Origin of the sequence: Tessaracoccus sp. MC1679 (genome assembly GCF_014164775.1) — a bacterium.
GTDB lineage: Bacteria > Actinomycetota > Actinomycetes > Propionibacteriales > Propionibacteriaceae > Arachnia.
Genome location: NZ_JACJGB010000008.1, coordinates 85,472 through 110,956, shown reverse-complemented (window position 1 = coordinate 110,956; position 25,485 = coordinate 85,472). Strand labels below are relative to the sequence as shown.

The window sequence follows — 25,485 nt, the reverse complement described above, 5'->3', positions numbered from 1 at the left end:
TCGTGTCAGGGTCAGTCCGTGTCGTCGGTGGAGGTGACGTAGTCACCCCACTGCTCGATCCTCCACCCGTCGGTGGTCGACCCGTTGAGCACGATCCACTGAGTGTTGTGCAGCGGCTGTGCGTTCTCGACCCCGATCGACGGGTCCTGCGAGATCGCCCAGACCCGCAGCGCGGCGCCGTGGCTGACCAGCGCGACCACCTCGTCGCCCGCCTGCTCCATGGCCGCGACCGCGTTGGTGAACCGCGTGAGGAACTGGCGCGCCGTCTCTCCGCCCTCCAGCCCCACGTCGAGGTTGTGCGGAGCCCACGAATTGAGCATGCCCACGTACACGCTCCAGTCCGTGTTCATCTCCTCGATCCCGGCGGCGATCTCCTGGATCCCGTCAGCGATGATGAGCTCCAGCTCCCTGGCCTCCGCCAACGGCGCGGCCGTCTGCTGCGCGCGCGTCAGGGTGGAGGCGTACAGGGCCTCGATCTGTTCGTGCGCGATGGCCTCGACGAGCGCCTGGGCCTGCGTCAGCCCGTTCTCGTTGAGCGGCGCACCCGGGTGGGCGGTGTCGAGCTGGCGGTTGACGTTGCTCTCGGTTTCCCCGTGACGGATCAGGATCAGGCGCATGGGTCCACCGTACCGGGGGCATGCCACAGGGGCGGAGCCGCACCGGCCCCGCCCCTGCAACTGCTGTCTTGACTAGCGGTTCTTGCGCTCGTCGATGATGACTGCGACGACGATGATGGCGCCCTTGACGACCATCTGCATGAACGGGGAGACGTTCATGAGATCCAGGCCGTTGTTGATGACGCCGATGATCAGCGCGCCCACGACGACGCCCCACACCACGCCGATGCCACCGTTGAAGGACACGCCGCCGATGACTGCGGCCGTGATGGCGTCGAGCTCCAGCATGACGCCCAGGGTGGGCTGGCCGGAGCCGATGCGGGCGGCGAGGATCATGCCGGCGAGACCGGCCAGCAGGCCGATCAGGGTGTAGATGAGGAACTGCACCTTGCCGATGCTGATGCCCGAGACGCGGGCCGCCTGCTCATTGCCGCCGATGGCGTAGGTGTGCCGGCCGAAGCGGGTCCGGTTGAGGACCACCCAGATGACCACGGCCACCAGGAGGAAGATGATCATCGGCACCGGGATGCCGAGGATGGCGCCCTGGCCCAGCCAGTTGAATCCGTCCGCCAGGTTGGAGACGGGGCGTCCGCCGGTGTAGATGTTCGCCAGACCACGAGCGGCGGTCATCATGCCCAGTGTTGCCACGAACGGCGGGATGCGGAAGTAGGCGACGAGGGTGCCGACGATGGCGCCCACGATGGCGCCGACGAGCAGGCCCACGATGATCGAGACGAAGATCGGCATCGGGGGGAGGCCGGGGAACATCGCGGTGTCGCTCTGGACCTGGGCGAGGCTGGCCGAGACGACGGCCACCAGGGCGACGGTGGAGCCCACCGACAGGTCGATGCCCTTGGTGATGATGGCGAACATCATGCCGAGGGCGACGATGCCGATGGGGGCCACCTGGACGACGACGTTGATGAGGTTCTGTGACCTCAGGAACGTTCCCCCGGTGACGATGGCGAGGATCACCATGAACCCGATGAGGATCAGGAGGATGGCGTATTTCTTGATGGCCGCCGTCGCGTTGAACTTCGGTTTGGCCTCGACAGTGGTGTCAGACATGAGTAGTTGGTTCCTTCCTACGCGGCCGCGGTGCCGCCGGTGGCGAGTTGCATGATGGACTCCTGGTTGGCCTCCGCACGGGAGAGCTCACCGGAGATGCGGCCTTCGTGCATGACGATGACGCGATCGCTCATCCCGAGGACCTCGGGCAGCTCGGACGAGACCATGATGATGGCCTTGCCCTGCTGTGCGAGTTGGGACATGAGGCGGTGGATTTCGCTCTTGGCGCCCACATCGATTCCTCGGGTGGGCTCGTCGATCATGAGGATCTCAGGGACGGTGAGCAGCCAGCGCGAGATGAGCGCCTTCTGCTGGTTGCCGCCGGAGAGGTTCTTGATCAGCTGCTCGAGCGAGGGGGTCTTGATGCGCAACGCCTGGCGCTGGGCCTCGCTGTCCTTGCGGATCTGGGCCATGTTGAGGAAGCCCTTGGGGGAGTACTTCGGGAGCGCTGCGATGGTGATGTTGTCGCGGACCGACAGCACGCCCATGATGCCGTTGTGCTTGCGGTCCTCCGTCAGCATGCCGATGCCGGCCGCGATGGCGTCCTTCGGCTCGCGGACCTTGAGTTGCTTGCCCTCGACGAAGATCTCGCCGCTGTCAGCGGGTTCGATCCCGAAGATGGTCTCGAGCACCTCCGTGCGGCCCGCGCCCATGAGCCCGGCGAAGCCGAGGATCTCGCCGCGGCGCACCTCGAAGCTGACGTTCTGGACGAACCGACCCCGGTTGAGGTTGCGGACCGACAGGACCACCTCGCCGATCTCGGCCTCCAGCTTGGGGAACATGCTGGTGAGCTCGCGGCCCACCATCAGCTGGATCAGCTTGTTGCGGTCCAGCTCCTTCGCCGGGAGGGAGACGACGTGCTTGCCGTCGCGGAACACCGTGATGTCGTCGGAGATCTTGAAGACCTCGTCCATCTTGTGGGTGATGTAGACGATGGCCACGCCGAAGTCGGTGAGCCGCTTGATCATCCTGTGCAGGTGGTCCACCTCCCGCTCGGGGATGGCGGAGGTGGGCTCGTCCATGATGATGATCTTGGCGTCGTAGCTGATGGCCTTGGCGATCTCCACCATCTGCTGGCGGGCCACCGTGAGGTCCTTCATCTTGGCGCGTGGGTCGATCTTCATGTCCCACTCGTCGAAGAGTTCCTGGGTCTTGCGGATGATCAGCTTGGGGTCCAGCAGCCCGAACTTGCCGCGCTGCTCACGGCCGAGCCAGATGTTCTCGGCCACCATCATCTCCGGCACGGGGGATAGCTCCTGGTGGATCATGGAGATGCCGTGCTCGAGGCCGTCCTTGGTGTCCTTGAAGCTGACCATGTCACCGGCGAGTTCGACGGTGCCAGCGTCGGGGGTGTACATGCCGATCAGGCACTTCATGAGCGTGGACTTGCCAGCGCCGTTCTCCCCCATGAGCGAGTGGACCGTGCCGCTTCGCACGTCCAGCTGTACGCCGTCCAAGGCCACCACGCCGGGGAACGTCTTGCGGATGTCGCGCATCCGCAGAATTACCTCTTGCATTTCCTATCCTCCCTGCCGAAGCAGAGGGCCGGGGCGATCATCGCACCCGGCCCCCTGGGTCCGTCACTTCTCGAAGTCGGCCATGTTGTCAGGGGTGACGAGCTGGTAGGGCACGTCGATGACGCCGGCGACATCTTCGCCGTTGTACAGGTTGATGATGGAGTCCACTCCACCAGCGCCCTGGCCGGCTGCGTCCTGGAACACCGTCACCTCGAGCTCGCCGGCCTTCATCGCCGCCAGTGCGTCGGCGGTGGCGTCCACGCCACCCACGATCACGTCGTCGAGCTTGTCAGCGTTCTTCAGGGCCTGGATGGCGCCGAGGGCCATCTCGTCGTTGTTGGCGCAGATGATGTCGATCTCGTCGCCGGACTGGATCCAGTTCTCGGTGATGGCCAGGCCCTCTTCGCGGTACCAGTTGCCGGCCTGCTCGCGCAGGAGCTCCATCTCCGGGTAGTCCTCGAGGACCTGCTTGCAGCCTTCGGTGCGGTCACGCGCGGCCTCGTTGGCGGGGTCGCCGATGAGGATGCCCACCTTGCCCTTGCCGTCGGCGAGCTCAGCGAGTGCCTCCATCTGAAGCTGGCCGGCCACCAGGGAGTTCGACCCGACGTAGGGCACGCCCGCGGGCAGGTCGGATGGGCGACGGTTGACGTAGACGAGCGGGATCTCGGCGTCCATGGCCTTCTCGGTCATGGGGCCGGCCGCGTCGGTGTCGACGGGGATGATGATGATGCCGTCGAGGCCCTGCGAGATGAAGTTCTCCACCTGGCCCAGCTGGACGTCGGCCTTCTCCTGGGCGGCCACGATGGTCACCTCGACGCCGGCCTCCTTGGCGCGGGCCTCGATGCCGTCGGCGACGGTTTGCAGGAACTGATCCAGGATCGGGAACGTGACGCCGATCTTGATGACCTCGCCGTCGGCGGGCTTGACCACCTCGCCGGGCTCGAAGGCCACGGTCTCGAGGGGCGCCGACGAGGGGGCGTCGGATCCTTCGGCGGCGGTGGTTGAGGGGGTGCTGGCGGTGGTGCCGCATGCACTCAAGGCGAGGGCGCCGGCGGCCAACAGGCCGACGAGCTTGATTCCTTGCTTCATTGCAGTCTCTCTTCCGAGGGTGGTTGCGGTGTCTGGTGACTCCGCAGGGAGGGAGTGTCGCATCGTTGCAACACCGCTATGATGACCTGACAAAGAACTGTATGTCAAGACAAAGATTTCAGATGTTATCAGTTCGTTGTGAACTCGGCCTCGAGGCGCTCCCGCATCCGGACGTGGATGGCGTCCGCGTCCTCCTCCCAGCCGAAGACGCACACGGACAGGCGGGCGTCGTACTCGATCTCGCGCAGGTACCCGAAGACCTCGTCCCAGGGGACCTCTCCGTTGCCGATCTCATTGTGCTGGTGAATACGTGCGTCAACGCCCGGGGGGTTGATGATGTAGCGGTTGCCGACGTTTGCCAGATGGTTCCACACGTCGCCGATGTGGATGTGCCGGAGGCGGTCTCCGGCGTACTCCATCAGCTCGCGCGGGTTGCTCTTTCCCGACGACAGGTGGAAGAGGTGGGGGAGGCAGAACTGGTAGTTGAACCAGTCCTTGTTGACCCCGCGCACCACCTGGACGGCCCGGTCGTTTGTCTCAACAAAGTCGTACGGGTGGGCCTCGACGACGCACTCGATGCCACGCTTCTCGAAGTCCGGGGCCAGCTCCTCGATGGAGCGGTAGAACTGGTGCTCGCTCGTGAGCGCCCGGTTGGGATCTCCTGAGAACTCGGTGGCCATCATCGGCACTTCGAGTTCCTCGGCGATCTCTAGGAGTCGGCGCCAGTTGCGCACCTGTGCCTGGCGCTCCTGCTCGTCAGGGGAGGACCAGTTGAAGACGGGGTTGAAGGTCTCGATCTTGACGCCGGTGGCCTTCATCGCCTTCTTGACGCGCGCGATCTCGGCGTTGTCGACCTTGGGGTAGTGGTGCCATTCGTGGAAGTCGGCGCGCGGAGACAGTTCGATGTAGCCGTAGCCGAGGTCGGCGGCCTTCTCGCACTCCTGGGCGACGGTGAGGTGGGGGTGGTACATGGATGGGTCGAGCAGGATCTTGACCATGACGGCTTCCTTGGCGTGCTGGGCGGTGGTGGAGCGGGGAAAGGGAGGGGAGACGGGGTGAGGGCGCCCGCCCGGGAGCGGGCGCCCGTCGGGTCACGCGTAGAGGGCGGGACGCTCGATCATGGAGATCGGCACTTCGCCGTCCTCCGTCAGTGCCTTGACGCCGGCGTCGCACACCACCGCGGCGGCGTAGCCGTCCCAGGAGCTGGAGCCCGTGTGGCGATCCGCCGACGCCGCAGTGATCCACTCCTGGACCTCGGTGACGAAGGCCTGGCCGAAGCGCTGGTTGTGGTCCATGGTGAGCCGATTGTGGCGCCCGAGCTTGTCGGCGCGGTGCACCAGTTCCTGGTCGCCCAGGCGGACGATGCCCTGCTCCGCCACCAGCTCGCACTGGATGTCGTAGCCGTACTGGCAGTTGACGAACACCTCGTCGTCGACGCGGACGCCGGACTCGGTGGTGAGGATCAGCACCAGGGGATCCTGCAGGTGCTCGAAGCGCAGCGAGGTCTTCTTCGGCTTGTCCACGCGGGCAGAGACGAACTCCTCGCCGAGCAGCCAGCGCATGGTGTCGATCTCGTGGATGGCGGTGTCGTTGATGGCCATGTCCCAGGTGTACATCTCGGGCACGGTGGGGTTGCGGTGCGCGTTGTGCACCATGAGTGCCTCGCCCACCTCGCCGTCGTCGAGGATCTTCTTCATCTCGCGGTACGAGGCGTCGAAGCGGCGCATGAAGCCGACGGTGACCAGCTTCTTGCCGGCCTCCTGCTCGGCGTCCATGATCTCGACGCACTCGGCCGCCGTGGGAGCGAGGGGCTTCTCGCAGAACACGTACTTGCCGGCCTTGATGGCCGCGATCACGTCGGGCTTGTGGGCCGGGCCGTAGCTGGCGATCATGATGGCGTCCACCTCGGGCGAGGCAATCAGCTCGGCGCTGGTGGCGAAGGCCGTCCCGCCGATCTGCTCGGCCACCGCGGCGGCGTTGTCCGGGTTGACGTCGCTGACGGCAACCACGCGGCCGCCGGAGATGACGGTGTGGATGCGCTCGATGTGAGCCTTGCCCATGCCGCCGGGGCCGATCATTCCAATACGAAGGGTCATGTGAGTCAGTCTTTCGCGGATCAGAGGAGGCCGAGGCCGCAGGAGGCCAGGAACTCGCGGGTCTTGATGGCGTTGGGGAGCGGGTAGCCGGGATCGCAGCCGAACATGTCCTGCTCCGTGATGACGTAGAGCTCCTTGTTGAGGTCCGCGAGGGCCTCGACCAGGGTCGGCATGTCGGGCTCGCCCTCCGGCGGGGCAACGGAGCAGCCGGCCTTGACGGCCTTCACGAACGGCCAGTCCTCGTCGTGGGCCTGCTTGACCAACTTGGGGTCCATGGCCTTGATGTGCACGTAGCTGATGCGCTCCGGGTAGTCCTTGATGAGCGCGATGTTGTCTGCCATGCCGTAGACGATGTGGCCGGTGTCCAGGCAGAAGCCGACGTACTCGGGATCCGTGGCCTGGAAGATGCGGTCGATGTCCTCGCGGGTCTCGATGTGCGAGTCGCCGTGGGGGTGCAGCACCATCTTGAGGCCGTAGTCCTCCTTCATCATGCGCCCGAGTCGGTTCGCGTTGTTGATATAGAGGTCCCACGCGGCGCCGTCGAGGTGGCGGTCGTCGGTGAAGTCACCGGTGATCTCGTCGCGGAACATCGGGGGCAGGTGCACCACGTACTCGGCGCCGACGGCGGCGTGGGTCTCGCCCACGGCGCGGAAGGTCTTCTCTGTCTCGGCCCAGGCCTCCTCCTTGTGGAGGATGCCCCACGCGGTGCCGGCGACGACGCGGAAGCCGCGCTTGCCCATCTCGTCCATGAGGCGCTTGGGGTCGGTGGGGAAGTAGCCGAACGGCCCGGTCTCCATCACGGAGAAGCCGGCCTCGGCCATCTCGTCGAGTGCCTTCTCCCACGGGATCTGGTCCGGGTGCTCGGGGAACCAGACTCCCCACTGGTCGGGGCAGACTCCGACGGTCAGCTTGGAGTAACGGGGGTCAGTGTTCCGGCTCTTGTCGACAGCCATCGTCATCCTTTCGGGTTGCTCATCCTTGAGCTGGCCTCAGCCTAGATCCTTCGCTTTGTACTGTCAATAGGGGGTCGGTCAAGACTTTGCAAGGGTGATGATGAGCGCGACGGGTTCAGTTGTCCGCACATTGAACGACGCGCTGGGGCGCGCCCTGAGGACTAGTCGGCCCGCGTCACGAGGCGTTCCATGGTGGAGACCTCGAAACCGGGCCGCTCGGGTCGGTTGGTCATCAGCGTCCACGCCACACCCGCCGCCGGGTTGATCCAGAACTCGGTGCCGGACCAGCCGGCGTGGCCGAACACGCCGTCGGTCGCGCCCCATCCGGGGAGCTTGACAGTGAAGCCGTACTCGTCGCCGTCGTCCTGCGGGAGCGGTTCGTGGACAGGAATGCCGACGGTGAGGGGGCGTCGCATCAGGTCCAGGGTCTCGGGGCGCACGACGGCGCCGTCGCCCCGTAGGAGCGAGACGGCCACCCTGAGCAGGTCCTCCGCCCGGGCGATGACGCCCGCGCCGGGGTGGTGCTGGGCGGCGAATGTGGCCATGTCGAAGGCTCCGAGCCCGAGGACGGGCGGCGGGTCCGAGGCCTCGTCGAGGGTGAAGCTGGTCCCGAGCTCGTCGTTGAGGGTGCTGAGCCCGGACTCCCAGGTTGCGCCGCCGGCGTGCTCGATCAGCGCCGCGATGCCCTCGAACGCGAGCGACGAGTAGCGGCGCCGGGTGCCGACGGGGGTGTCGCGGCCGGCTGTCTCGAGGGCCTCGCGGAGGGGGCGCCGGTCGTCCAGCTCGGGCTCGGTGATGCCGGAGGTGTGCGAGGCGAGGTGGCGGAGGCGGACGACGTCGTCGCGGCCCGCGCCGAACCCCGGGAGCGCGTCGGTCAGGGGGGTGTCGAGGGAGAGCGTTCCCCGCTCCAGCTCGCGAGCGGCGAGGAGGCCGACGAGGGGCTTGGTGATGGAGAACAGCCGGTAGTGGTCGCCCGTCCGCGCCTCGCGGGTGCCGGTGCGCCCGAACGATTCCAGGGCCACGATGCCCTCGCGGGTGGCGACGCCTAGCACGGCGGTGGGGAGGGCGCCGTCGCGGACGAGGCTGGAGACGTAGTCGAAGGCGGCGTCAAGGTCGGGGGAGCGGGAGGTGGTCGTCATTGGTTCGCCTCGTTGCAGTGGAAGGGACAGCGCTTGCCTGCTCGCCATCGTAGTGGCGCGATGAGCCCTCTCAGGGCAGGTGGGGGACGTCTCCCCGCAGGCCCGTCGACGTCACGATGGTGTCGGGCTGGCCCCCGCTGTGGGTGATGGTGCGGTCGTCGTCGTGGACCGTCAGTTGGGTGCGGTGATGCCGCAGCGCCTTCGCGATACGTGGGCGGTAGCCCTCGAGGTCGAACCACCTCGCCGCGACCTCCCGATCCGTGGTCAGCGCGGCGAACGGAATCCCGATCTCCTCAGCGGCGGCCTTGCTGAGGTGGTGGGTGCGCACGTGGTCCGGGTGGCCGTAGCCGCCGTCATCGTCGTAGCTGACCACCAGGTCCGTGCTCATCTTGCGTAGGAAGGCGGCGATGTCCGCGGTCGCCTCCTCCTCGTCCGCTGAGGTGAGCGACCGCTCGTCGGCCTCCTCGCCAGGACCCGCGACGCCCTCGGAGATCCACTGCATGCCCGAGTCGAGGTAGCGGCGCGGCTCGTCGGTGGCGCGGGCCGGTGGCATCCCCAGGTAGGCGTGGGCGTGGACGCCCAGCGAGTCCAGCGCCCCCGCGAGTTCGGCTTCGCGCCGCTGCTCCAGCGCCGGCGTGCCCTCGAGGTAGGAGAGCGGACCGGGGACCACCGCGCCCATCTCCCCGCGGGTGCACGTCAGCACCGAGACCTTCAGCCCTTCGTCCACCAGGTGCGCGATGAGCGCGCCGGAGGCCAGGGTCTCGTCGTCGGGGTGGGCGTGGATGAAGGTGACGTGCTTGACGGCGCCGTTGGCGATGGCGCGACGGTAGGCCTGGAGCGTGCGGTCCGCGACGTGGGCCCAGGTCATCGTTTCGGCGCGTTCGCGGGCGGTTGCGCCCATCAGTGCGCGCCGCTCGGGGTCCCGGAGGAGGAGTTGCAGCGCGTCGGCCCAGTCCTGTGGGTCGTGCGTGGGCACCAGCACCCCGGTGTGCCCGTTGCAGATCGCCTCGGTGAGCCCGCCCGCGGCGGCGGCGAGCGTCGGGATGCCCGACGACGAGGCCTCCAACGCCACCAGGCCGAAGGTCTCGGAGTGGGACGGCACCAGCATCACGGAGGCGTGCCGCATGACCTGCGCGAACGACTCGCGGTCCTGGCCGGGCAGGAACGTCACCTTGTCCGAGAGGCCGCGCTCCTTCACCAGGCGGTGCAGCTCGGCCTCGTAGTCCGCGAAGTCCGCAGACACCTGGCCGACCACCACCAGGCTGGGGCGCTCGTCGGCGGGCAGCAGGCTGAGGGCCGTGATGGCCACGTCCGGTGCCTTCAGCGGCTGGAGCCGTGCGGCGAACAGCACGTAGCCCGGGTCGACGCCGGGCGCGGGCACCCACACCTCGCCAGGGTCGGCCGGGTGGAACAGCTCGGTGTCGACGCCTGGGCGCACGATCATCACCTGCTCAGGGTCCGCCTGGCAGCGGCCGATGACGACGGCGGCCTCATGCCGCGACACCGCCAGGATGAGGTCCGACTGCGTGGCGCAGTACACCTCGCCGTCGAGGCGCGCGGGGGACTCCGGGGGTTCGCCGTCGCGGAGGGGGGAGTTCGGATGTGCCGCCACCGAGTGGAACGTCATGAGGTGGGGGATACCCGCCTCGCGGGCAAGCGGGATCGCTGCCACGCCAGACATCCAGTGATGGGAGTGCACGAGGTCGAAGCGGTCCAGCGAGCCCAGGTTGTCGCGGAATTCGTCGATGTGGGCGTCGATCTGGCTCTTCGGCAGCGGAGTGGCCGGGCCGGCGGTGACGTGGTGGACGATGAGGCCGTCGTCGAGGGTGGCGGTCGCGGGCTGATCGGCTGACGAGCGTCGGGTGAAGAACTCCACGTGCGCCCCGGCCTGCTGCAGAGCCGTGGCCAGCGCCCGGATGAGGACGTTCATGCCCCCGGCGTCCGCCGTGCCGGCCCGCTCGGCGGGGGAGGTGTGGAGCGAGATGAAGGCGACGCGCATGGTGTGACGCTACTACCTCCTCAAAGATGGGCGAGCGCGTCGCTGACCTCGTGGACCAGTGCCCGGGCGTGTGACTCCGCCGTCACCGCGTCCCCGTCGACGATGGCTCGGGCCATCGCGTCGTGGCGGTCGAGGACGTCGGACTCGGGATGGGCAGGCTGGAGCCCGAGGTGCGTGCGGCCCACGAGGACCTCCCCGATGGTCTCGCCCAGCGCGGCGAACATCTCGTTTCCGGAGGCCCGCAGGAGCAGGGTGTGGAACTCGATGTCCGCGTTCAGGAACTCCTCCAGGTGGCCCTGGCCGGACTCGCCCAGCCGTCGCAGGATGGCGGCCAGCTCGGTGAACCGGACGCGCTCTCCCGGGGTGGCGCGTAGGGCGGCGTGGTGCGCGGCGGCGGGCTCGACGGCGGCGCGGAGCTCGGTGAGCGAGCGCAGTTGGGCGTCGTGCTGACCCGACTGGAGCCGCCACTCGATGACGCGGGGGCTGAATACCTTCCACTGCCCGGCGGGGAGGACGGTGATGCCGATCCGCGGACTCGCGGCCACCAGCGACAGCTCCTCCAGCGCCCGCATGGTTTCGCGGGCGACGGTGCGCGAGACACCGAAGCGCTCCGTCAGATCCTGCAGGGTGAAGCCCTCGCCGGGGGCGAGCTGACCGCTGACGATCTCCACACCGACGGTGTCCATGACCGAGTGGGAAAGGGCGGCGCGGGGGCTGGACATGGGCCCCAGGGTAGTGGTCGTGAAGCCCAGGGGTGGGGTCCGGATTTGCAACCCCCGTCGGCACTGTGCAATGGTAGTATCATTGAGGCGACGCGGCCAAGCGCATGAGGAGGGCTGTCCAGTGGATCACAGCGGTCAAGGCCCTGCGGGGCACATCGACGCGAACCGGCCCGTGCACGTGGTCGTGCTGGGCGCCGCGGGCACCGGCAAGACCACCATCGGCCGGGGCCTGGCCGATCGTCTGGGGCTACCGTTCGGGGAGGGCGACGATTTCCACAGCGAGGCCAATCGCGTCAAGATGGGCGCGGGCCAGCCGCTGACCGACGAGGACCGTTGGCCGTGGCTGGCCTCCCTGAGGGATTGGATGTCCGAGCAGGAGGCGGCGGGCCGCTCGTCTGTGGTGGCGTGCTCGGCCCTTCGCGCGGACTACCGCGACGTGCTGCGCGAGGCCGACGGGGACGTCTTCTTCGTCCACCTCGTCCTGCCGGAGGACGTGAACCTGGAGCGATTGCTTGCTCGGGAGGGGCACTTCATGAAACCCGTGATGCTGGGCTCCCAGCGCGCCGTGCTCGAGGCGCTCGGGGAGGGCGAGGTGGGCATCGAGGCGATCAACGTGGGCGATCCGCGTCAGGTCGTCGAGGACCTCGCGGCGGTCCTCGTCGAACGCTTCGGCGCCCGCCTCAGCGGCTGAGATCTACGCCGGTTTCGGAGCCCGCCGCGACATTGAACGCCGTGCCCCGGCCGTCGACGACAGCCTCGTAGTCTCCCGCGAAGCCCTCGACGGCGACCTCGCCCCGCTCATCCGCGACCACGCTGGTCTCCGGTACCCACCACTCGCCGCGGATGAGGCCGCGCAGCGCCTCGAAGGACGGCTTGGGGGTGCCGTCGGCACGGATCAGCCCGATCGGCGCGCCCAGCCAGGCGCCCGCGTCGGTGATGCCCCAGTAGGTGATGGCCTCCACCGAGCGGTGTTCCACGAGCGTGCGGTAGTGCCGCGACACCTCGTCGGCCTGCCTCGCCTCGCCGTCGACGGTGGAGGGCCAGGACGGGACCTGGTAGTCGTTGAGGTCGACGATCTCCGCCGGCATGATCTCGCCGGAGACCAGGCTGGTCTCGGTGAACTGCAGCGGCAGGCCGAACCGGCCGAACCGGCTGAGCACCTCCAGCGTGCGTTCCTCGCCCCAGTAGCCCTGGTGCATGTGGCTCTGCAGCCCGATGGCGTCCAGGCGGATCCCCGCGGCGAGGACCTCCTCGATCAGCGCCTCGTAGCGGGCCGACATGTTGAAGTCGTTGAGCACCAGACGCACCGATGGGTCGGCGTTGCGTGCGGTCTCGAAGGCCAGCCGCACCATCTCCACCCGGCCGAGCTCGCGGGCCAGCGCAGTCACCGCGTTGTCCTCTGCGGTGAAGTCCGGCAGGATCACCACCTCGTTGATGGCGTCCCACTGGTCCACCAGGCCGGCGAAGTCGGTCACCTCGCGGGTGACCCGCGCCTCGATCCGCCTGCGCACCTCGTCGTTCGGCCGCCCCAGCAACCACTCCGGCGCCAGGGTGTGCCAGACCAGCGGGTGCCCCTTCACCGTCACCCCGCGCTCGCGGAACCAGCGGGCGGCGGCCTGGAGCCGACGGGTGTCCGGGTGCCCCTCCGCGGGCTCGAAGGTGCGCCAGTAGAAGGGGAGCGTGACCGTGTTGAACAGTTCCAGCCACTGCGCGGCCAAGCCCTCGGCCATCGCCGACGGTGCCTGCCCGAACCCCGTCGACGGCGCCTCCTCCTCGCCGTTGGCGAGGCCGATGAGGTCGAACCCGATGTTGCCGAACCCGAACCCGTGCCGGGTCTGCCGGACGGTCACCGGCCGCCCGGCGGCGCCGTCGCCGAGTGACAGCCGGGCTGATCCCATCCGGTGTCCGTAGAGCGCCGGGTCCGCCCCCGCCGCGACCATCGTCACGACACGACCACCCGAGTGGGGGTGTCCAGGACGCGACCCTCGCCGACGACGCGACGCTCCCCGGTGACCTCGACGGCCAGCGCGGGCAGCCGGTCCTCCGAGGATCGGCCGAGGGAGAGCTGCACCTCGCCCGGCTCGACGATCCGCTCCAGGCCGACGCCGGTGAACGACAGCCGGTCCGCATGCACCTCGAACGTGACCCGCGCCGACGCGCCGGCGGCCAGGTCCACCTTGCGGAAGCCGATCAGCTGCTTCAGTGGACGCACCACCTCCGCCCACGGATCGCTCAGGTACAGCTGCACCACCTCGGCGCCGTCGCGCTCGCCGGTGTTGGTCACCGTCACTGAGACCTCGACGGCGCCGTCAACGGGCATCGTCGGCGAAGACACCGCCTGCTCCGAGTAGTCGAAGCTGGTGTAGCCGAGGCCGTGCCCGAACGGGAACCGCGGGATGGGGTCCAGGTTGGAGATGCCGTTGGAGAACCACGCCAGGGGTGCGGCGAGGTAGGTGCCCGGTTGGCCGCCGTGGTGCGCGGGCAGCCCGATGGGGAGACGCCCCGACGGGTTGATCGCCCCGGTCAGCACGCCGGCGACCGCATCGGCGCCCTCGACGCCCGGCATGAACGCCTGGACCATCGCCGCGCAGCGGTCCGCGTACTCGCCGACGGCGTACGGCCGGCCGGTGACCAGCACCAGGACGGTCGGGGTGCCGGTGGCCAGCACCGCCTCCACCAGCTCACCCTGCCGGCCGGGGAGCCGGAGGTCTACGGCGTCGCAGCCCTCGCCGGAGGTGCCCTCGCCGAACATGCCGGCGATGTCGCCCACCGTCAGCACCGCCACCTCCGCGGCGGCAGCGGCCTCGACGGCGGCCGCGAGGTCCTCGTCGGTGCCGTCCATGAATCCGGTGCCCGGCGCGAAAGTGATCGGGCCCAGGGCGGCCGTCAGGGCCTCGTCGAGACCGCGGATGGGGATGCCGGTCTCTGCGCCGGTCTTGGCCAGCACGTGGTTGGGGAAGGAGTAGCAGCCCATGAAGCTGCGCACGTCGGCCCAGGTCGGGCCCACGACGGCCACCCGGAGCCCGGCCGCCAGCGGCAGCACGCCGTCGTTCGAGAGCAGGACGATCGACTCCTCCGCCATGCGGCGCGCCACGCCGCGGTTGCGGGCCGAGTCCAGGTCCACCGTCGGGTCGACGGCGGGCTCCCACCCCTCGTCGAGGAGCCCGAGCTCCAGCTTTTGCCGCAGCACGCGGCGGGCCGAGCGGCGCACGTCGTCCTCGCTGAGCATCCCGCGCGAGATCGCCTCCTCGATGGCCCAGTAGGCGCCGGTGGAGGGAAGCTCGATGTCCAGCCCGGCCCGCAGCGCGAGGGCGGCGGCGGTGGCGTCGTCGGGGGCGATGCGGTGCATCCGGGTGAGGAACGCGATGCTCCAGTAGTCGGACACGACGGTGCCCTCGAAGCCCCAGCGGTCCCGCAGCACCCCGGTGAGCAACTCGGCGGACGCCGCGGCGGGCTGGCCGTCGACGTCGCAATAGGAGTTCATGATGGAGCGCGCCCCGCCGAGGCGGACGGCCATCTCGAAGGGCGGCAGCATGACGTCCTCGAGTTCGCGACGGCCCATCGAGACCGGCGCATGGTTGCGCCCGGCGCGCCCGGCCGAGTAGCCGACGAAGTGCTTCGGCGTGGCCACCACCCCGGCCGACTGCAGGCCCTTCACGTAGGCGGTCCCCAGGCTGCCCACCAGGTAGGGGTCCTCGCCGCAGGTCTCCTCTACGCGGCCCCAGCGGTAGTCGCGCACTACGTCGAGCAGCGGGGACAACCCCTGCTGGATGCCGACGGCGGCCAGATCGGAGCCGATGGCCGCGGCCATCTCCTCGATCAGCTCGGGCCGCCAGGTGGCGCCCCACGCGATGGAGGCCGGGTAGACGGTGGCCCCCAGCGCGGTGAAGCCGGTCAGGCATTCCTCGTGCGCGACGGCGGGGATCCCGAAGGCGTTGCCGGCCACCACGTCCGCCTGGAGCCGGCGCAGCTTGGCGACGCCGTCGGCCACGGTGACCGGGTCGGTGCCGTAGACGCGGGTGAGGTGCCCGAGGCCGCCGTCGACGGCATCCTCCCAGGGGCGCAGTTCCTGCGTGAACTCGCTCTCCATGGGGGCCACGTCGTGGGTGCCGCCGTGCTGATCGGGATCCGGGGCCGGGGCCTCGGACTGGCCGGGGAGCCAGTAGGAGCCGAGCTGGTGGGCGAGGTCCGCCAGGGACATCTCGGACATGAGCGCGTCGAGGCGTTCGTCGAGGGGGAGGGTGGGGTCGGTCCAGGTCATGGAGAGAGTCATTTCTGTGGGGTCAGCCCTTGACCGCGCCCTGGAGGCCGCCGACGATGCGGCGCTGCATGGTGAGGAAGAACACCATGGCAGGGATCATGGAGAGGGTGGTGAAGGCGAACACGCCAGCGGTGTCGGAGGAGTGTTCGGTGGAGAAGTCGGCCACGCCCAACGGCAGGGTGCGCATGTCGCCCTGCAGCAGGAGGAGCGGGAGCAGGTACGCGTTCCAGGAGCCGACGAAGGCGAGCACGCCCACCGTCACGAGGCCGGCTCCGGAGAGCGGCACCATGATGCGGGTGAAGATGCTGAGCCGGCTGGCGCCGTCGATGGCCGCGGCCTCCTCGAGCTCGGCCGGGATGGCCTGGAGGAAGGGGCGCAGGATGACGATGGTCATCGGGAGTGCGAACGCCGCCTGGGGGAGCGCGACGCCCCACCACGTGTTGCTCATGCCCAGATCCTTGCTGATGATGATGAACAGCGGGATCACGGCCACGGTGGCGGGGAACAGCAGGCCGAGCACGAAGATCATGTAGATCTTCTCGCGGCCGGGGAAGTGGTAGCGCGAGAGTGGGTAGGCGGCCATGAGGCCGAAGACGACGACGAGCGCGGTGGTCAGCAGCGCCACCACCAGCGAGTTGAGCCCGTAGCGCCAGAAGCTCGGGTTGCTAAGCACCCCGGCGTAGTTGCTCCAGATCCACGGGTCGGGGAACCCGGCTGGGCTCTCGGCGAGCTGTGCGTTGCTGCGGAAGCCGCCGAGCACCGAGTAGAGCACCGGGCCGAGCGAGAAGGCGGCCACGATGAGCGCGACGAGGTAGACCAGCGGGTTGACGCTCATGCGTCGACGGCGCGGGGTCCCGGTGGCGGCCGGGGCGGCTGCGGTGGCGGTCATCGGCGTACCTTTCGCTTGTCGTTCTCGGCGGTGTCGCGGCTGAGGATGAAGCGCTGGTAGAGCAGCGCCATGGTGAGGGCGACGACGAACAGGACCACCGACGCGGCACCGGCGATGCCGTAGTTGCGGCGGGTGCCTTCCTGGATGAGGAAGGTGGCCATGGTGGTGGTGGCGTTGGCGGGTCCGCCGCCGGTGAGGATCCAGACCATGTCGAACAGCTGCAGCGAGCCCACCATGGACAGGAACGCCCACGTGCGCAGGGTGGGGCCGAGCAGCGGGATGGTGATGTAGCGCTGGGTCTGCCACCACGAGGCACCGTCGATCTGGGCCGCCTCGTCGAGCTCCTGGGGGACGCCCTGGAGGCCTGCGAGGAACAGCAGGATGGCGAACCCGAGGTACTTCCAGGTGAGCACCACCATCACGGTCCACAGCGCGATCTCGGGGGTGCCGAGGAAGCCCTGCTCGGGGCCTTGGATGCCGAGGCCGGCGAGGATGGAGTCGATCACGCCGTAGCGGGGCTGGAGCAGCTGGAACCAGACCACGCCGGCGATGACCTCGGCCAGGATGTAGGGCACGAACACGACGGTGCGCAGCAGCCCCTGGAACCGCATCTTGCGGTTGAGCAGCAGCGCGATGGCGATCCCGAGCGGGAGCTGGATCGCGATGGAGGCCACCACGATGAACAGGTTGTGCCCGAGCGCACCGAGGAACACGTCGTTGGTCAGCACGGAGACGTAGTTGCGGAGGCCGACGAAGTCGGTCAGGGGGCCGAAGCCCTTCCAGCGGTAGACGGAGAACTGGACGGCGCGCAGCATGGGCCACACGACGAACATGAAGAACAGCACAAGGGCGGGCAGCACGAAGACGGCTATCTCCAGGCCCATCCTCCAGTTGACGGGCCGCTTCCTGACGGGGGAGAGCGGGCGCTGGCCGCGCCCGCCCTCCCCGTTGTCCCGGAGCGCCGCCGCCTGCGTCGAGGTGGCGGTCATGGATTACTTCTCCGCGTCCGCGGCCGCCTGGGTGGCATCGACGACGTCCTGCGCGGAGGCCTGACCGGCGAAGACCAGGGCGATCTCGTCGTTCATGGCGCCGCCGATGGAGGTGCCGAAGGCGGTGTCGAAGTAGAGCTGCACGTAGCCGGCCGCGTCGCGGACCTTGAGCAGCTGGGCCAGCGCCGGGTCAGCCACGTACTCGGACGCGGTGGGGTTGGTGGGCAGGCCCATGTCCAGCTCGGCGAAGCCCTTCTGGATCTCGTCGGACAGGAGGTACTCGACGAACTCGACGGCCTCGTCGGGGGCGTCGGCAGGGACACCCCAGGCGTCGCCGCCGCCGAGCGCGGCGCTCTGGTCGCCCTCGCCTCCGTCGACCTCAGGGAACGCGAACCAGCCGGTGGCCTCGCCGAGGCCCTGCTCGTCCTCGGTCAGTCCCTGCATCACGCCCGGCTCCCAGTGGCCCGCCAGTTCCATGGCGACCTTCCGCGTGGCCAGGAGGCCGGAGGCGCTGGTGGGGCCGGACTGGGCGGGGGTGGTGAGGAAGCCGGGGTTGAACGGCTCGGCCGCGACGAGCTTCTCGAGATCCTCGCCGGCGCGCACGAAGCACTCGTCGGAGAAGTCGAGGCTGGTCACCGCGCCGGACAGCACGTCCTGCGAGCACTGGCGGAGAGCGAAGTAGTACCAGTAGTGGGCGGCCGGCCACTTGTCGCCTGCACCCACGGAGATCGGATCGATCCCGGCGGCCTTGAGCTTGTCGATGGCGTCGTAGAGATCGTCCATCGTGGTGGGAGCCTCGGTGATGCCGGCCTCTTCGAACAGTTCGGTGTTGTACCAGAAGCCCACCACGCCCAGCGAGAAGGGCAGCGCGTAGGTCTTGCCGTCCACCTGCCAGCCGTTGACGGCGCCGCCCAGCTTGTCGATGGTCTCGGACGCGGCCTCGGAGAGGTCCTTGACCAGGCCGGCCTCAACCTTGTCGGCCAGCTCGCCGCCGCCGCGCTCCATGTAGATGTCGGGCATGTCGCCGCTCTGCCATGCGGCCTCGATCTTGGTGCCCATATCCTCGTGCTGCATCGCCTCGACGGTGATGGTCACGCCGGGGTTGGCGGCCTCGAAGTCCGCGGCCACCTGGTCGTAGTAGTCCTTGCCGGCGCCGGTGTTGGAGTTGTGCCACCAGGTGAGCGCCACGTCGTCGCCGCCGGAGGCGGGGTCTGACGAGGTGGTCCCCTCGGTGGAGCCGCCGCAGGCGGTCAGGGCCAGCGCCGCGCTCGCGACGAGTGCCGCGATCTTGGGAAGCTTGTGGGTCATCGTTGATCCTCCGAAAGTGTGACCGCGAAAAGTTTCGCGAAACCTTGACTAACAAGACTGATCATAGGCACAAAGGTATTTAGTTCGCAAGAGCGACCAAAGATCGGTGCCGTGTTGTGACCCACGGGCGAAACTTTCGCTAGGATGACCTCCATGGCGGGCAAGGGAGTGAAGGCGGTGCGGCTGCAGGACGTCGCGCTGCGTGCGGGCGTATCCACCGCCACGGCCTCGAAGGCGCTCAACGACCGAGGCGGAGTGTCCGGCGCCACCAGGGCCAAGGTGCTGGCTGCCGTGGAGGACCTGGGGTACCAGCCCGTGGGCGGGGAGTCGTCGCCGTACCCGCAGATCGCGCTCGTGGCGGACGACCTCACCACCACCTACACCCTCGAGATCCTCAAGGGCGCCATCTCCACCGCGATGGCCGAGGGGGTGGCGCTCGGTACGTTCTACGTCCCGGGGGAGTCGACTGCGGGGGCCCCCGTCCCGCTGGATGACGCCTGGTTGGAGCTGCTCAAGGCCAAGGGGTACCTCGGGGTGATCGTCCTGACCGCCCGGCTTTCCGAGCATCAGCTCGCCAAGCTGCGCGACCTGGCGCTGCCTCTGGTGGCCATCGACCCGGCCAACGCCCTGCCGTCGAACGTGATGAGCATCGGCGCCACCAACTGGAACGGCGGTGTGGAGGCCACGCAGCACCTGATCGGCCTGGGGCACCGTCGCATCGGCTTCATTCAGGGCCCGCCCGAATCGGTGCCCGCCACCGAGCGGATGCAGGGTTACGTCTCGGCCCTCCACATGGGCGGTCTCACGCTGGATTCCTCGCTGGTGGTCGAGGGCGGCTACACCCACGAGCTGGGGTTGGAGGCCGGGCGGATTTTACTGTCGCGGCCGGCTGAAGAGCGGCCCACCGCAATCTTCGCCCCCTGCGACCCGGCCGCGATGGGGGTCTGCGAGGCTGCGCGGCAGCTCGGGATCCAGGTGCCGGGGGAGTTGAGTGTCGTGGGGTTCGACGACACCATCCTGGCCGGGCTCGCCGTGCCGGGCCTGACGACGGTGCACCAGCCGCTGCACCGGATGGGCGCGGCCGCCGTTCGTCGGCTGTTGGACATCGCCGCGGGGCGCCCGGTCGAGTCCGGGCACGTGCGGCTTGCCACCCGCTTGGTGATCCGCCACTCCACGGCCCCCGTCCACCCCATCGATGTCTGAGGCGCCGCGCAGCGGCCGCCCCCGCTGAACGCGACCTGTCAGCTTCCCGGAGACGCCGTCGCACGGGTGGAAGGAACCACCTGTCGGTCGGGCGAGGGATAGGCTCATGATTGCGGGCCGCGGAGGCCCGCGAACGACCTGACGAAGGAAGCGACGATGAAGACGTTCAACCTCGGCCCCACCACCTTCGAGGTCCCAGCCGTAGTCACGGGCCTGATGCGCATCCAGGACAAGTCCGACGACGAGGTGCGGGCGCTCTACCACGCCTCACGCGAGGCGGGCATCAATTTCTTCGACCACGCCGACATCTACGGCGACGACCGCTATCACGGATGCGAACGACGCTTCGCGGAGGCGCTGCAGCTCACCGCGTCGGAGCGGGAGGAGATCACGCTCCAGACCAAGGCGGGCATCGTCAAGGATGGGCCCTATTTCGACTTCTCTTACAAGCACCTCGTCGTCCAGGTGGAGGGATCGCTGCGCGCGCTGGACACCGACTACATCGACGTCCTGCTCCTCCACCGTCCCGACGCGCTGGTGGAGCCCGAGGAGGTGGCGCGCGCGTTCGATCATCTGGCGGCCGCCGGGAAGGTGCTTCATTTCGGGGTGTCGAACCAGACTCCCGGGCAGATCGACCTGCTGAAGCGGGACGTCACCCAACCCATCGTCGCCAATCAGCTGCAGCTGTCCATTACGCATGCGCCGATCGTGGCGCAGGGTGTCGCGGCGAACATGGCCGCGCTGGACCAGTCGGTCAGCCGCGACCTCGGCATCCTTGACTACTGCCGCCTGAACGACATCACCGTGCAGGCGTGGTCGCCGTTCCAGGCCGGCTTCTTCACCGGAGTCTTCCTCGGCAACCCGGACCATCCGGAACTGAACGCGGTCATCGACCGGTTGGCGGCCAAGTACGACGTGCGGCCCGAGGGCATCGCGACGGCGTGGATCACGCGGCACCCGGCCAACATGCAGGTTGTGCTGGGCACGACGACGCCCGAGCGCGTGACTTGGGCGGCGGCGGGTGCCGACGTCGAGCTGACCCGGCCTGAGTGGTACGAGCTGTACCGGGCGGCGGGCTACCTGGTTCCCTGACCTGTCGCGGGGATGTGTCACCCCCCGCGTGGTTCGTTTGGTGAGCGGCCGCTCTCTGGGTGGGTTGACCAACCCAGAGAGCGGCCGGCTCCCAGAGATTTGTGCCCCCGCCTGCTGAGAGAGGGTCAGCGGGGTGGGATTGGTGGCACGATGCCGGTTGGCGGGTCCAGCGGGTCGATGCGATCGCCGTCAGCGTCGACACGGTTGCCGTCCTCGTCGACTCTTCGGCCTTCGTGGTCGACGCGGTTCCCGAACTCGTCGCGCCAGAAGCCGTCCGCATCGGGCTCGTGCTCGATGTCCATACCGGCCAGGCCGTCGCGGTCGAGGGGCTCAGCTTCCGGAGGGCTGTCCGGGCTGGTTGGTGAATCGGGAGAATCAGGCGAGTCGGGGGACTCCGCGGCGACCTCGTTGTCCAGGTCTGGACGCGCGGCAGGGTCGGGATACGGCGTGCCGAGAGGATCGGTGGTCATGCTTCACTCCTTATCGGGCCATCGGCCATCGGGGACAGGGTTTCCATAGGGGTCGAGTCGTCGGCCGTGTTCGTCCCGGGGGACGTCATCCGGCGTCGGATCGTCGTCGACGACGAGGTCCCGCTCGTCGTCGAGGTCTACGTCACGGTCATCGTCAGGGAGGGGTTCAGGATCCGGATCCCGCTCATCATCGGGATCGATGGGGCGGACTTCGTCGACGGGTTGATCCTCGACTTGCTCTTCCGTGCTTTGTCCGTGCCGTCCGGTGTGGACCCGCGGGTCCAGTTGATCAGCTTTCTCGAGCTGCTGATCGCGCTCCTGGGCGGCTGCTTCGAGCGCCTCGCGGCTGTGCAGGGCTTCGTCGTCACGCAACTCAGCCTGTTCGGCAGCCCGTGCAGCCCGCTCCTCCGCCTCCGCGGCCTGCATGCGCAGAGACTCGGCGCGCTGGCTTTCTCCGATCGCCTCGTTGCGCACGGACTCGGCGCGAGCGGCCAGTTCATCAGCACGCTCCTGCCGGGCGGCGACGATCCGGTCGCTCTCGTGCGCACGCGTCCGCAGTTCCTCGGCGCGCTCAAGGTTGGCGCTCTGCTGCTTTCGCGACGCCGCCACGACGATCCCTGCGATCACCGCGAGCAGTACTACGACGATGATCACCCACACCCACAGTGGCCAATCCGGCATGGTCGTCCTCCTTCACGTCAGACTCCGTGGTCTCTCCACAGTAGGCTCCTTGGGGCTCGATTGACAGGGTTCCGGGAGATCGCCGCGGGTGACAGGCGCTGTGCGGCTGATTCGATTTGCGGAAGCTCGCGCGGTGCGTGCTATTGTTTGCCGTCGGGTTGAAAGACCCACTGCGCGAGTGGCGGAATGGCAGACGCGCTGGCTTCAGGTGCCAGTGTCCCTTGGGACGTGGAGGTTCAACTCCTCTCTCGCGCACAGTGATGTATGGTCCCCTGACTACATCAAATCCCCTCTGACAAGGACTTCGGTCCTTCTCAGTTGTGGACACGGATGGCCTCCGGAGGCCTCCCATCCCCACGTATTCCCACGACATCCGGGGCGGGGGGAACGTCGTCGGCGTCGCCTGCTGTCCAGCCCACCGTCCTCGAGCCCGTTACGGAGCGTGACGGGAGGGGTGCATCATGGGTAGACCACGGGTCAAGGTCAAGCGCGGCTTCGGTGAGGTCGGCCGGTTGCCGAGCGGGCGGTTTCACACGCGGCGCGGCAGCGTCGTGCATCGCACCGGGGCGCTCCCGGCTATTGCCGCTGCTTGTTAGGAGAGCCGAGTCTCACCGATCCAGGCGTCCCCTGTCTCGACATCAGTCACGACCGGGGGCTTGGGGAACCCACCCGCCCTAGCCCAGCAACCGCTGGGAAGTAGACGTCCCGGTTGAAGCGATCCAGGGCATCGCCGGAGTCCCACAGCTCCATGCCTTGGCGATCGGACGGCCAAGTTGCTCGGCAACCCACACGCTCTCAACTTGACCGGCCTCAATCGCGTCGATCTTGTCGTCGCGGAACGGGTAGCAATTGGAGGTGTCGATGACCGCTGTGTCCTCGGGCAGGCGCGCGATCAGCGGAGCGAGCTCGGGGATGCGGTTGAGGGGGATGGACAGGATGACCACCTGAACATCGGCCAGAGCCTCTTCGGTCGTCACGGCACGCGCGTCCAGGCTGCTTGTTGATACCACCACGCACGCCGGACAACTCGACATCGTCCATGCAGGCATCGACGGTCACCAGCACCTCGTCATCTCGTAAGCCGCGACCTTCGAGATAACGCGATGTGCGTACCTTTCGTGAGTCAGGCGGCTCGTGAGTCAGGCGGCGTGCAGAGTGAATCGCAGCCCCAGTGCGTTGGTCACCTTCAGGACGGTTGACCAGGTCGGGTTGCCCTGATCGGACAGCGCCTTGTATAGGCCGTCGCGGCTCATGCCGACGCGGCGAGCGAGTTCGCTCATGTTCTGAGAGCGAGCGATGACACCAAGGGCGCGGGGAACGGCCGTGGGGTCCTCGGCCGATTCCTCCAGCGCAATCTCCAGGTAGGAGGCGACATCATCGATGCCGTCAAGATAATCGGCCGCATCGAACGGGGTGTACTTCTCGGTCTTCTTCGTCATCGTCGTCCTCCCTCGAACGCCAGTCGGCAGCAAGTTGGTGAGCCTTCTCGATGTCCTGTTGCTGTGTAGATTTGTCGCCGCCACACAGCAACAGGACCAGACGGTCGCCGTGTTGTGTGAAGTAGACCCGATAGCCGGGACCGAAACTCAAGCGCAGTTCGAGCACACCCTGTCCGACCGACTTCACATCACCAGGATTCCCGTGGGCGAGGCGGTCGATCCGCTCCAGGATCCGCAGCCTGCCCTGCCGGTCCTTCAGCTTTCTGAGCCAACGGTCGAAGCCCTCGCGGTGTAACCTCGACCACGTGTCGACTATAGCTGACACTACCTGGCCGGGCAACCCCTGAAGGGACGAGTTGCAGTCGCTCTGACTCCGAGGCCGAGCAGTTGATGGACGCCCTGGCGGCGACCGATCTCGCGTCGAAGGACTGACGTGGACGCCGTCGTCCCTGTTTGTCGCCGCTCGGCGACTCCTCCTCGACGCCCTCGAAGCGCTGACCCACCACCTCCCGAGCCTCGTCCTGGTCGGTGCCCAAGCCGTCCACCACCACGCAGGCATCTCTGGCTCATGAGGACTTGACTCGAGTACAGATCATGAGTTTGAGGGGTTCAGAATTATGATCAGGCCTGTTGGTCGGCACCGACCTGGAGGCGGAGTGGTTGTGGCACCGCATGTGGGAGTTGTCGGGCAAGGCCCTGACCGTCGACATCGCGACCCACGAGATCGCGGGGCGGCGATCGCGAGGGTCCAGCCTCGCTGGGGTTGGCCGCCGGGGGGGGGTCTTCGGGTTGACGAGCTGGTCGCTTGGGTCTCAGTGGCCTAGCCGCGTGATCACCCCAAGTGACTGGAACTGCAGTCATGTGACAGGTAGACTGGTCATATGCGATTTGAGGCCGCGTTCGGGGGCTTGATCCCGGGTGCGAGCGGGGCGGTGCTGGCCGTGCTGCTGCGTACGGGTGTTCCGCTGACCGGGCGGCAGGTGCATGGCCTGGTCCGCGATCAGTGCAGCCTGTGGTCGGTTCAGCAGGCGCTGGCCTCCCTCGCCGATCTCGGTGTGGTGGAGAGCCGCGCTGTGGGTCGGGCGATGGTTCACACGATCAACGAGGACCATTACGCCATCCAGCCTTTGCGTGTCCTGCTCGATCCGATTGCGGCGCTGAGGGAGGCGGTCCGGGCCGTGGTCGGGTCGAGTGTCGATGCGGTGGTCCTGTTCGGGTCGGTGGCGCGGGGGGAGGCATCGGCCGAGAGTGATGTCGACTTGGCCGTCCTCGCGCCCTCGGACTGGCAGGGTCGGACGGAACTGGAAGACGTTGTCCGCGCTCGGCTGGGCAACGACTGCGACGTGCTGGTGTTCACACCGGAGGAGTTCGGCCGCCTCGCGGGCAGCGGCGAGGAGCCGGTCGTCGCCCAGATCGTCGCTGACGGGGTGGTTCTACTCGGGTCGCTCCCGCAGGCACCCGTCGGTGTGGCGTGATGGCAACGCTCGAACACCGCAATCACGCACGAAGCTTCCTGAAGAAAGCCGAGGAGTACCTGGCCTCCGCGGAGGCAAATCTGAGTGCGGAGCGTTACACCGTTGCTGCGGGGGATGCCATCCATGCGGGCATCTGCGCCAAGGACGCCATCGTCACTCAGCTCACCGGTTCGACGGTGAAGGGCAAGGAGCACGCGCTTGCCGCGAAGGAGCTTCGTCGGGCACTGGGGCAGCGACCGGACGCGGCCGGTGCCGAGAGGGGACTCCGCGAACTGGTGTCGAACAAGGCTGACGTTGAGTACGGCGTCAGCCTCATGTCTGCTGTGAAGGCTGAGGCGCTCGTCCGTCGCGCTCGGAGCCTGGTCGAGATCGCCGTCCGCGTCGTCCTACTCAACGGGTGATGGCGACCCCCAGATGCCGAGCTCCCGTGCCGGCTGCACGGTTGCTACGTGTCCGCCTGGCCCGTTCCATGGCGCCG

Annotated in this window: 25 protein-coding genes and 1 tRNA gene; 6 read left to right on the top strand and 20 right to left on the bottom strand. The window is 68.2% G+C overall.

From position 1 onward, the window contains the following. Positions 1-11 precede the first annotated feature (11 nt). The 10 genes from H5398_RS14025 to H5398_RS13980 form a co-directional block, all read right to left on the bottom strand. The gene (locus H5398_RS14025) at positions 12-617 is read right to left on the bottom strand and encodes a histidine phosphatase family protein (protein ID WP_182800437.1); all 606 of its coding nucleotides are present in this window, start codon (positions 615-617) and stop codon (positions 12-14) included. Positions 618-689: 72 nt separating this feature from the next. After that, the gene (locus tag H5398_RS14020; protein ID WP_182800436.1) at positions 690-1,685 is read right to left on the bottom strand and encodes an ABC transporter permease; all 996 of its coding nucleotides are present in this window, start codon (positions 1,683-1,685) and stop codon (positions 690-692) included. Positions 1,686-1,702: 17 nt separating this feature from the next. Next, the gene (locus H5398_RS14015; RefSeq protein WP_182800435.1) at positions 1,703-3,202 is read right to left on the bottom strand and encodes a sugar ABC transporter ATP-binding protein; all 1,500 of its coding nucleotides are present in this window, start codon (positions 3,200-3,202) and stop codon (positions 1,703-1,705) included. Positions 3,203-3,265: 63 nt separating this feature from the next. Further along, on the bottom strand, positions 3,266-4,291 hold the full coding sequence (locus H5398_RS14010) for a sugar ABC transporter substrate-binding protein (protein ID WP_220489476.1): 1,026 nt from the start codon (positions 4,289-4,291) through the stop codon (positions 3,266-3,268). 128 nt (positions 4,292-4,419) lie between these two features. Beyond that, complete coding sequence (locus H5398_RS14005; protein ID WP_182800434.1) at positions 4,420-5,289, bottom strand: sugar phosphate isomerase/epimerase; 870 nt, start codon at positions 5,287-5,289, stop codon at positions 4,420-4,422. A gap of 93 nt (positions 5,290-5,382) precedes the next feature. Beyond that, positions 5,383-6,387: a Gfo/Idh/MocA family protein gene (locus H5398_RS14000; protein ID WP_182800433.1), complete on the bottom strand. Its 1,005-nt coding sequence runs from the start codon at positions 6,385-6,387 to the stop codon at positions 5,383-5,385. Positions 6,388-6,407: 20 nt separating this feature from the next. Next, complete coding sequence (locus H5398_RS13995; RefSeq protein ID WP_182800432.1) at positions 6,408-7,340, bottom strand: TIM barrel protein; 933 nt, start codon at positions 7,338-7,340, stop codon at positions 6,408-6,410. A gap of 161 nt (positions 7,341-7,501) precedes the next feature. Then, positions 7,502-8,479 carry a serine hydrolase gene (locus H5398_RS13990; protein WP_182800431.1) on the bottom strand — a complete coding sequence of 326 codons (978 nt, stop codon included), beginning with the start codon at positions 8,477-8,479 and terminating at the stop codon, positions 7,502-7,504. 70 nt (positions 8,480-8,549) lie between these two features. Then, a complete protein-coding gene (locus tag H5398_RS13985; protein ID WP_182800430.1) occupies positions 8,550-10,478 on the bottom strand; it encodes a glycosyltransferase in 1,929 nt (642 codons plus the stop codon). Positions 10,479-10,498: 20 nt separating this feature from the next. Further along, on the bottom strand, positions 10,499-11,200 hold the full coding sequence (locus H5398_RS13980) for a FadR/GntR family transcriptional regulator (protein ID WP_182800429.1): 702 nt from the start codon (positions 11,198-11,200) through the stop codon (positions 10,499-10,501). 121 nt (positions 11,201-11,321) lie between these two features. On the opposite strand from H5398_RS13980, the gene H5398_RS13975 reads away from it, so the two are divergent. Continuing rightward, positions 11,322-11,891 (top strand): gluconokinase, encoded by a 570-nt coding sequence (locus tag H5398_RS13975; protein WP_220489474.1) that lies wholly within the window; start codon positions 11,322-11,324, stop codon positions 11,889-11,891. Here H5398_RS13975 and H5398_RS13970 read toward each other — a convergent pair. The 5 genes from H5398_RS13970 to H5398_RS13950 are packed head-to-tail and all read right to left on the bottom strand — an operon-like array spanning position 11,881 to position 18,647. Continuing rightward, a complete protein-coding gene (locus H5398_RS13970) occupies positions 11,881-13,140 on the bottom strand; it encodes an endo-1,4-beta-xylanase (protein ID WP_182800514.1) in 1,260 nt (419 codons plus the stop codon). The genes H5398_RS13975 and H5398_RS13970 overlap by 11 nt on opposite strands. Before the next feature lie 2 nt (positions 13,141-13,142). After that, positions 13,143-15,461, bottom strand: coding sequence for a glycoside hydrolase family 3 protein (locus tag H5398_RS13965; protein WP_255443754.1), 2,319 nt, complete (start codon positions 15,459-15,461; stop codon positions 13,143-13,145). Between the two features lie 22 nt (positions 15,462-15,483). Continuing rightward, positions 15,484-16,350: a carbohydrate ABC transporter permease gene (locus H5398_RS13960; protein WP_182800426.1), complete on the bottom strand. Its 867-nt coding sequence runs from the start codon at positions 16,348-16,350 to the stop codon at positions 15,484-15,486. Continuing rightward, positions 16,347-17,339, bottom strand: coding sequence for a carbohydrate ABC transporter permease (locus H5398_RS13955; protein ID WP_182800425.1), 993 nt, complete (start codon positions 17,337-17,339; stop codon positions 16,347-16,349). The genes H5398_RS13960 and H5398_RS13955 overlap by 4 nt, the downstream gene beginning before the upstream one ends. Before the next feature lie 3 nt (positions 17,340-17,342). Beyond that, positions 17,343-18,647 carry an extracellular solute-binding protein gene (locus tag H5398_RS13950; RefSeq protein WP_182800424.1) on the bottom strand — a complete coding sequence of 435 codons (1,305 nt, stop codon included), beginning with the start codon at positions 18,645-18,647 and terminating at the stop codon, positions 17,343-17,345. A gap of 153 nt (positions 18,648-18,800) precedes the next feature. Between H5398_RS13950 and H5398_RS13945 the strand changes: the two genes are divergently transcribed. Together H5398_RS13945 and H5398_RS13940 are read left to right on the top strand one after the other, a co-directional pair. Continuing rightward, positions 18,801-19,850, top strand: a complete 1,050-nt coding sequence (locus H5398_RS13945) for a LacI family DNA-binding transcriptional regulator (protein WP_182800423.1) — start codon at positions 18,801-18,803, stop codon at positions 19,848-19,850. Positions 19,851-20,006: 156 nt separating this feature from the next. Beyond that, a complete protein-coding gene (locus H5398_RS13940; protein WP_182783232.1) occupies positions 20,007-20,942 on the top strand; it encodes an aldo/keto reductase family oxidoreductase in 936 nt (311 codons plus the stop codon). A gap of 125 nt (positions 20,943-21,067) precedes the next feature. On the opposite strand, the gene H5398_RS13935 is transcribed toward H5398_RS13940, so the two are convergent. Both H5398_RS13935 and H5398_RS13930 read right to left on the bottom strand, forming a co-directional pair. Next, complete coding sequence (locus tag H5398_RS13935; protein ID WP_182800422.1) at positions 21,068-21,412, bottom strand: hypothetical protein; 345 nt, start codon at positions 21,410-21,412, stop codon at positions 21,068-21,070. 3 nt (positions 21,413-21,415) lie between these two features. Continuing rightward, positions 21,416-22,093, bottom strand: coding sequence for a hypothetical protein (locus H5398_RS13930; protein WP_182800421.1), 678 nt, complete (start codon positions 22,091-22,093; stop codon positions 21,416-21,418). 172 nt (positions 22,094-22,265) lie between these two features. Here H5398_RS13930 and H5398_RS13925 point away from each other — a divergent pair. Next, positions 22,266-22,348, top strand: a tRNA-Leu gene (locus H5398_RS13925). A gap of 419 nt (positions 22,349-22,767) precedes the next feature. On the opposite strand, the gene H5398_RS13920 is transcribed toward H5398_RS13925, so the two are convergent. From H5398_RS13920 to H5398_RS17890, 3 genes are all read right to left on the bottom strand, one after another. Beyond that, entirely contained in the window at positions 22,768-23,127 is a 360-nt protein-coding gene (locus H5398_RS13920; protein ID WP_370586143.1) for an NAD(P)-binding domain-containing protein, read from the bottom strand. 105 nt (positions 23,128-23,232) lie between these two features. After that, positions 23,233-23,532, bottom strand: coding sequence for an addiction module antidote protein (locus H5398_RS13915; protein WP_182800420.1), 300 nt, complete (start codon positions 23,530-23,532; stop codon positions 23,233-23,235). Further along, positions 23,480-23,848 (bottom strand): type II toxin-antitoxin system RelE/ParE family toxin, encoded by a 369-nt coding sequence (locus tag H5398_RS17890; protein WP_370586142.1) that lies wholly within the window; start codon positions 23,846-23,848, stop codon positions 23,480-23,482. Before H5398_RS17890 ends, H5398_RS13915 begins: the two co-directional genes overlap by 53 nt. Positions 23,849-24,413: 565 nt before the next feature. Between H5398_RS17890 and H5398_RS13905 the strand changes: the two genes are divergently transcribed. Further along, the gene (locus H5398_RS13905; RefSeq protein ID WP_182783236.1) at positions 24,414-25,007 is read left to right on the top strand and encodes a nucleotidyltransferase domain-containing protein; all 594 of its coding nucleotides are present in this window, start codon (positions 24,414-24,416) and stop codon (positions 25,005-25,007) included. Beyond that, a complete protein-coding gene (locus H5398_RS13900) occupies positions 25,007-25,408 on the top strand; it encodes a hypothetical protein (RefSeq protein WP_182800418.1) in 402 nt (133 codons plus the stop codon). The genes H5398_RS13905 and H5398_RS13900 overlap by 1 nt, the downstream gene beginning before the upstream one ends. Positions 25,409-25,485: the final 77 nt, after the last annotated feature.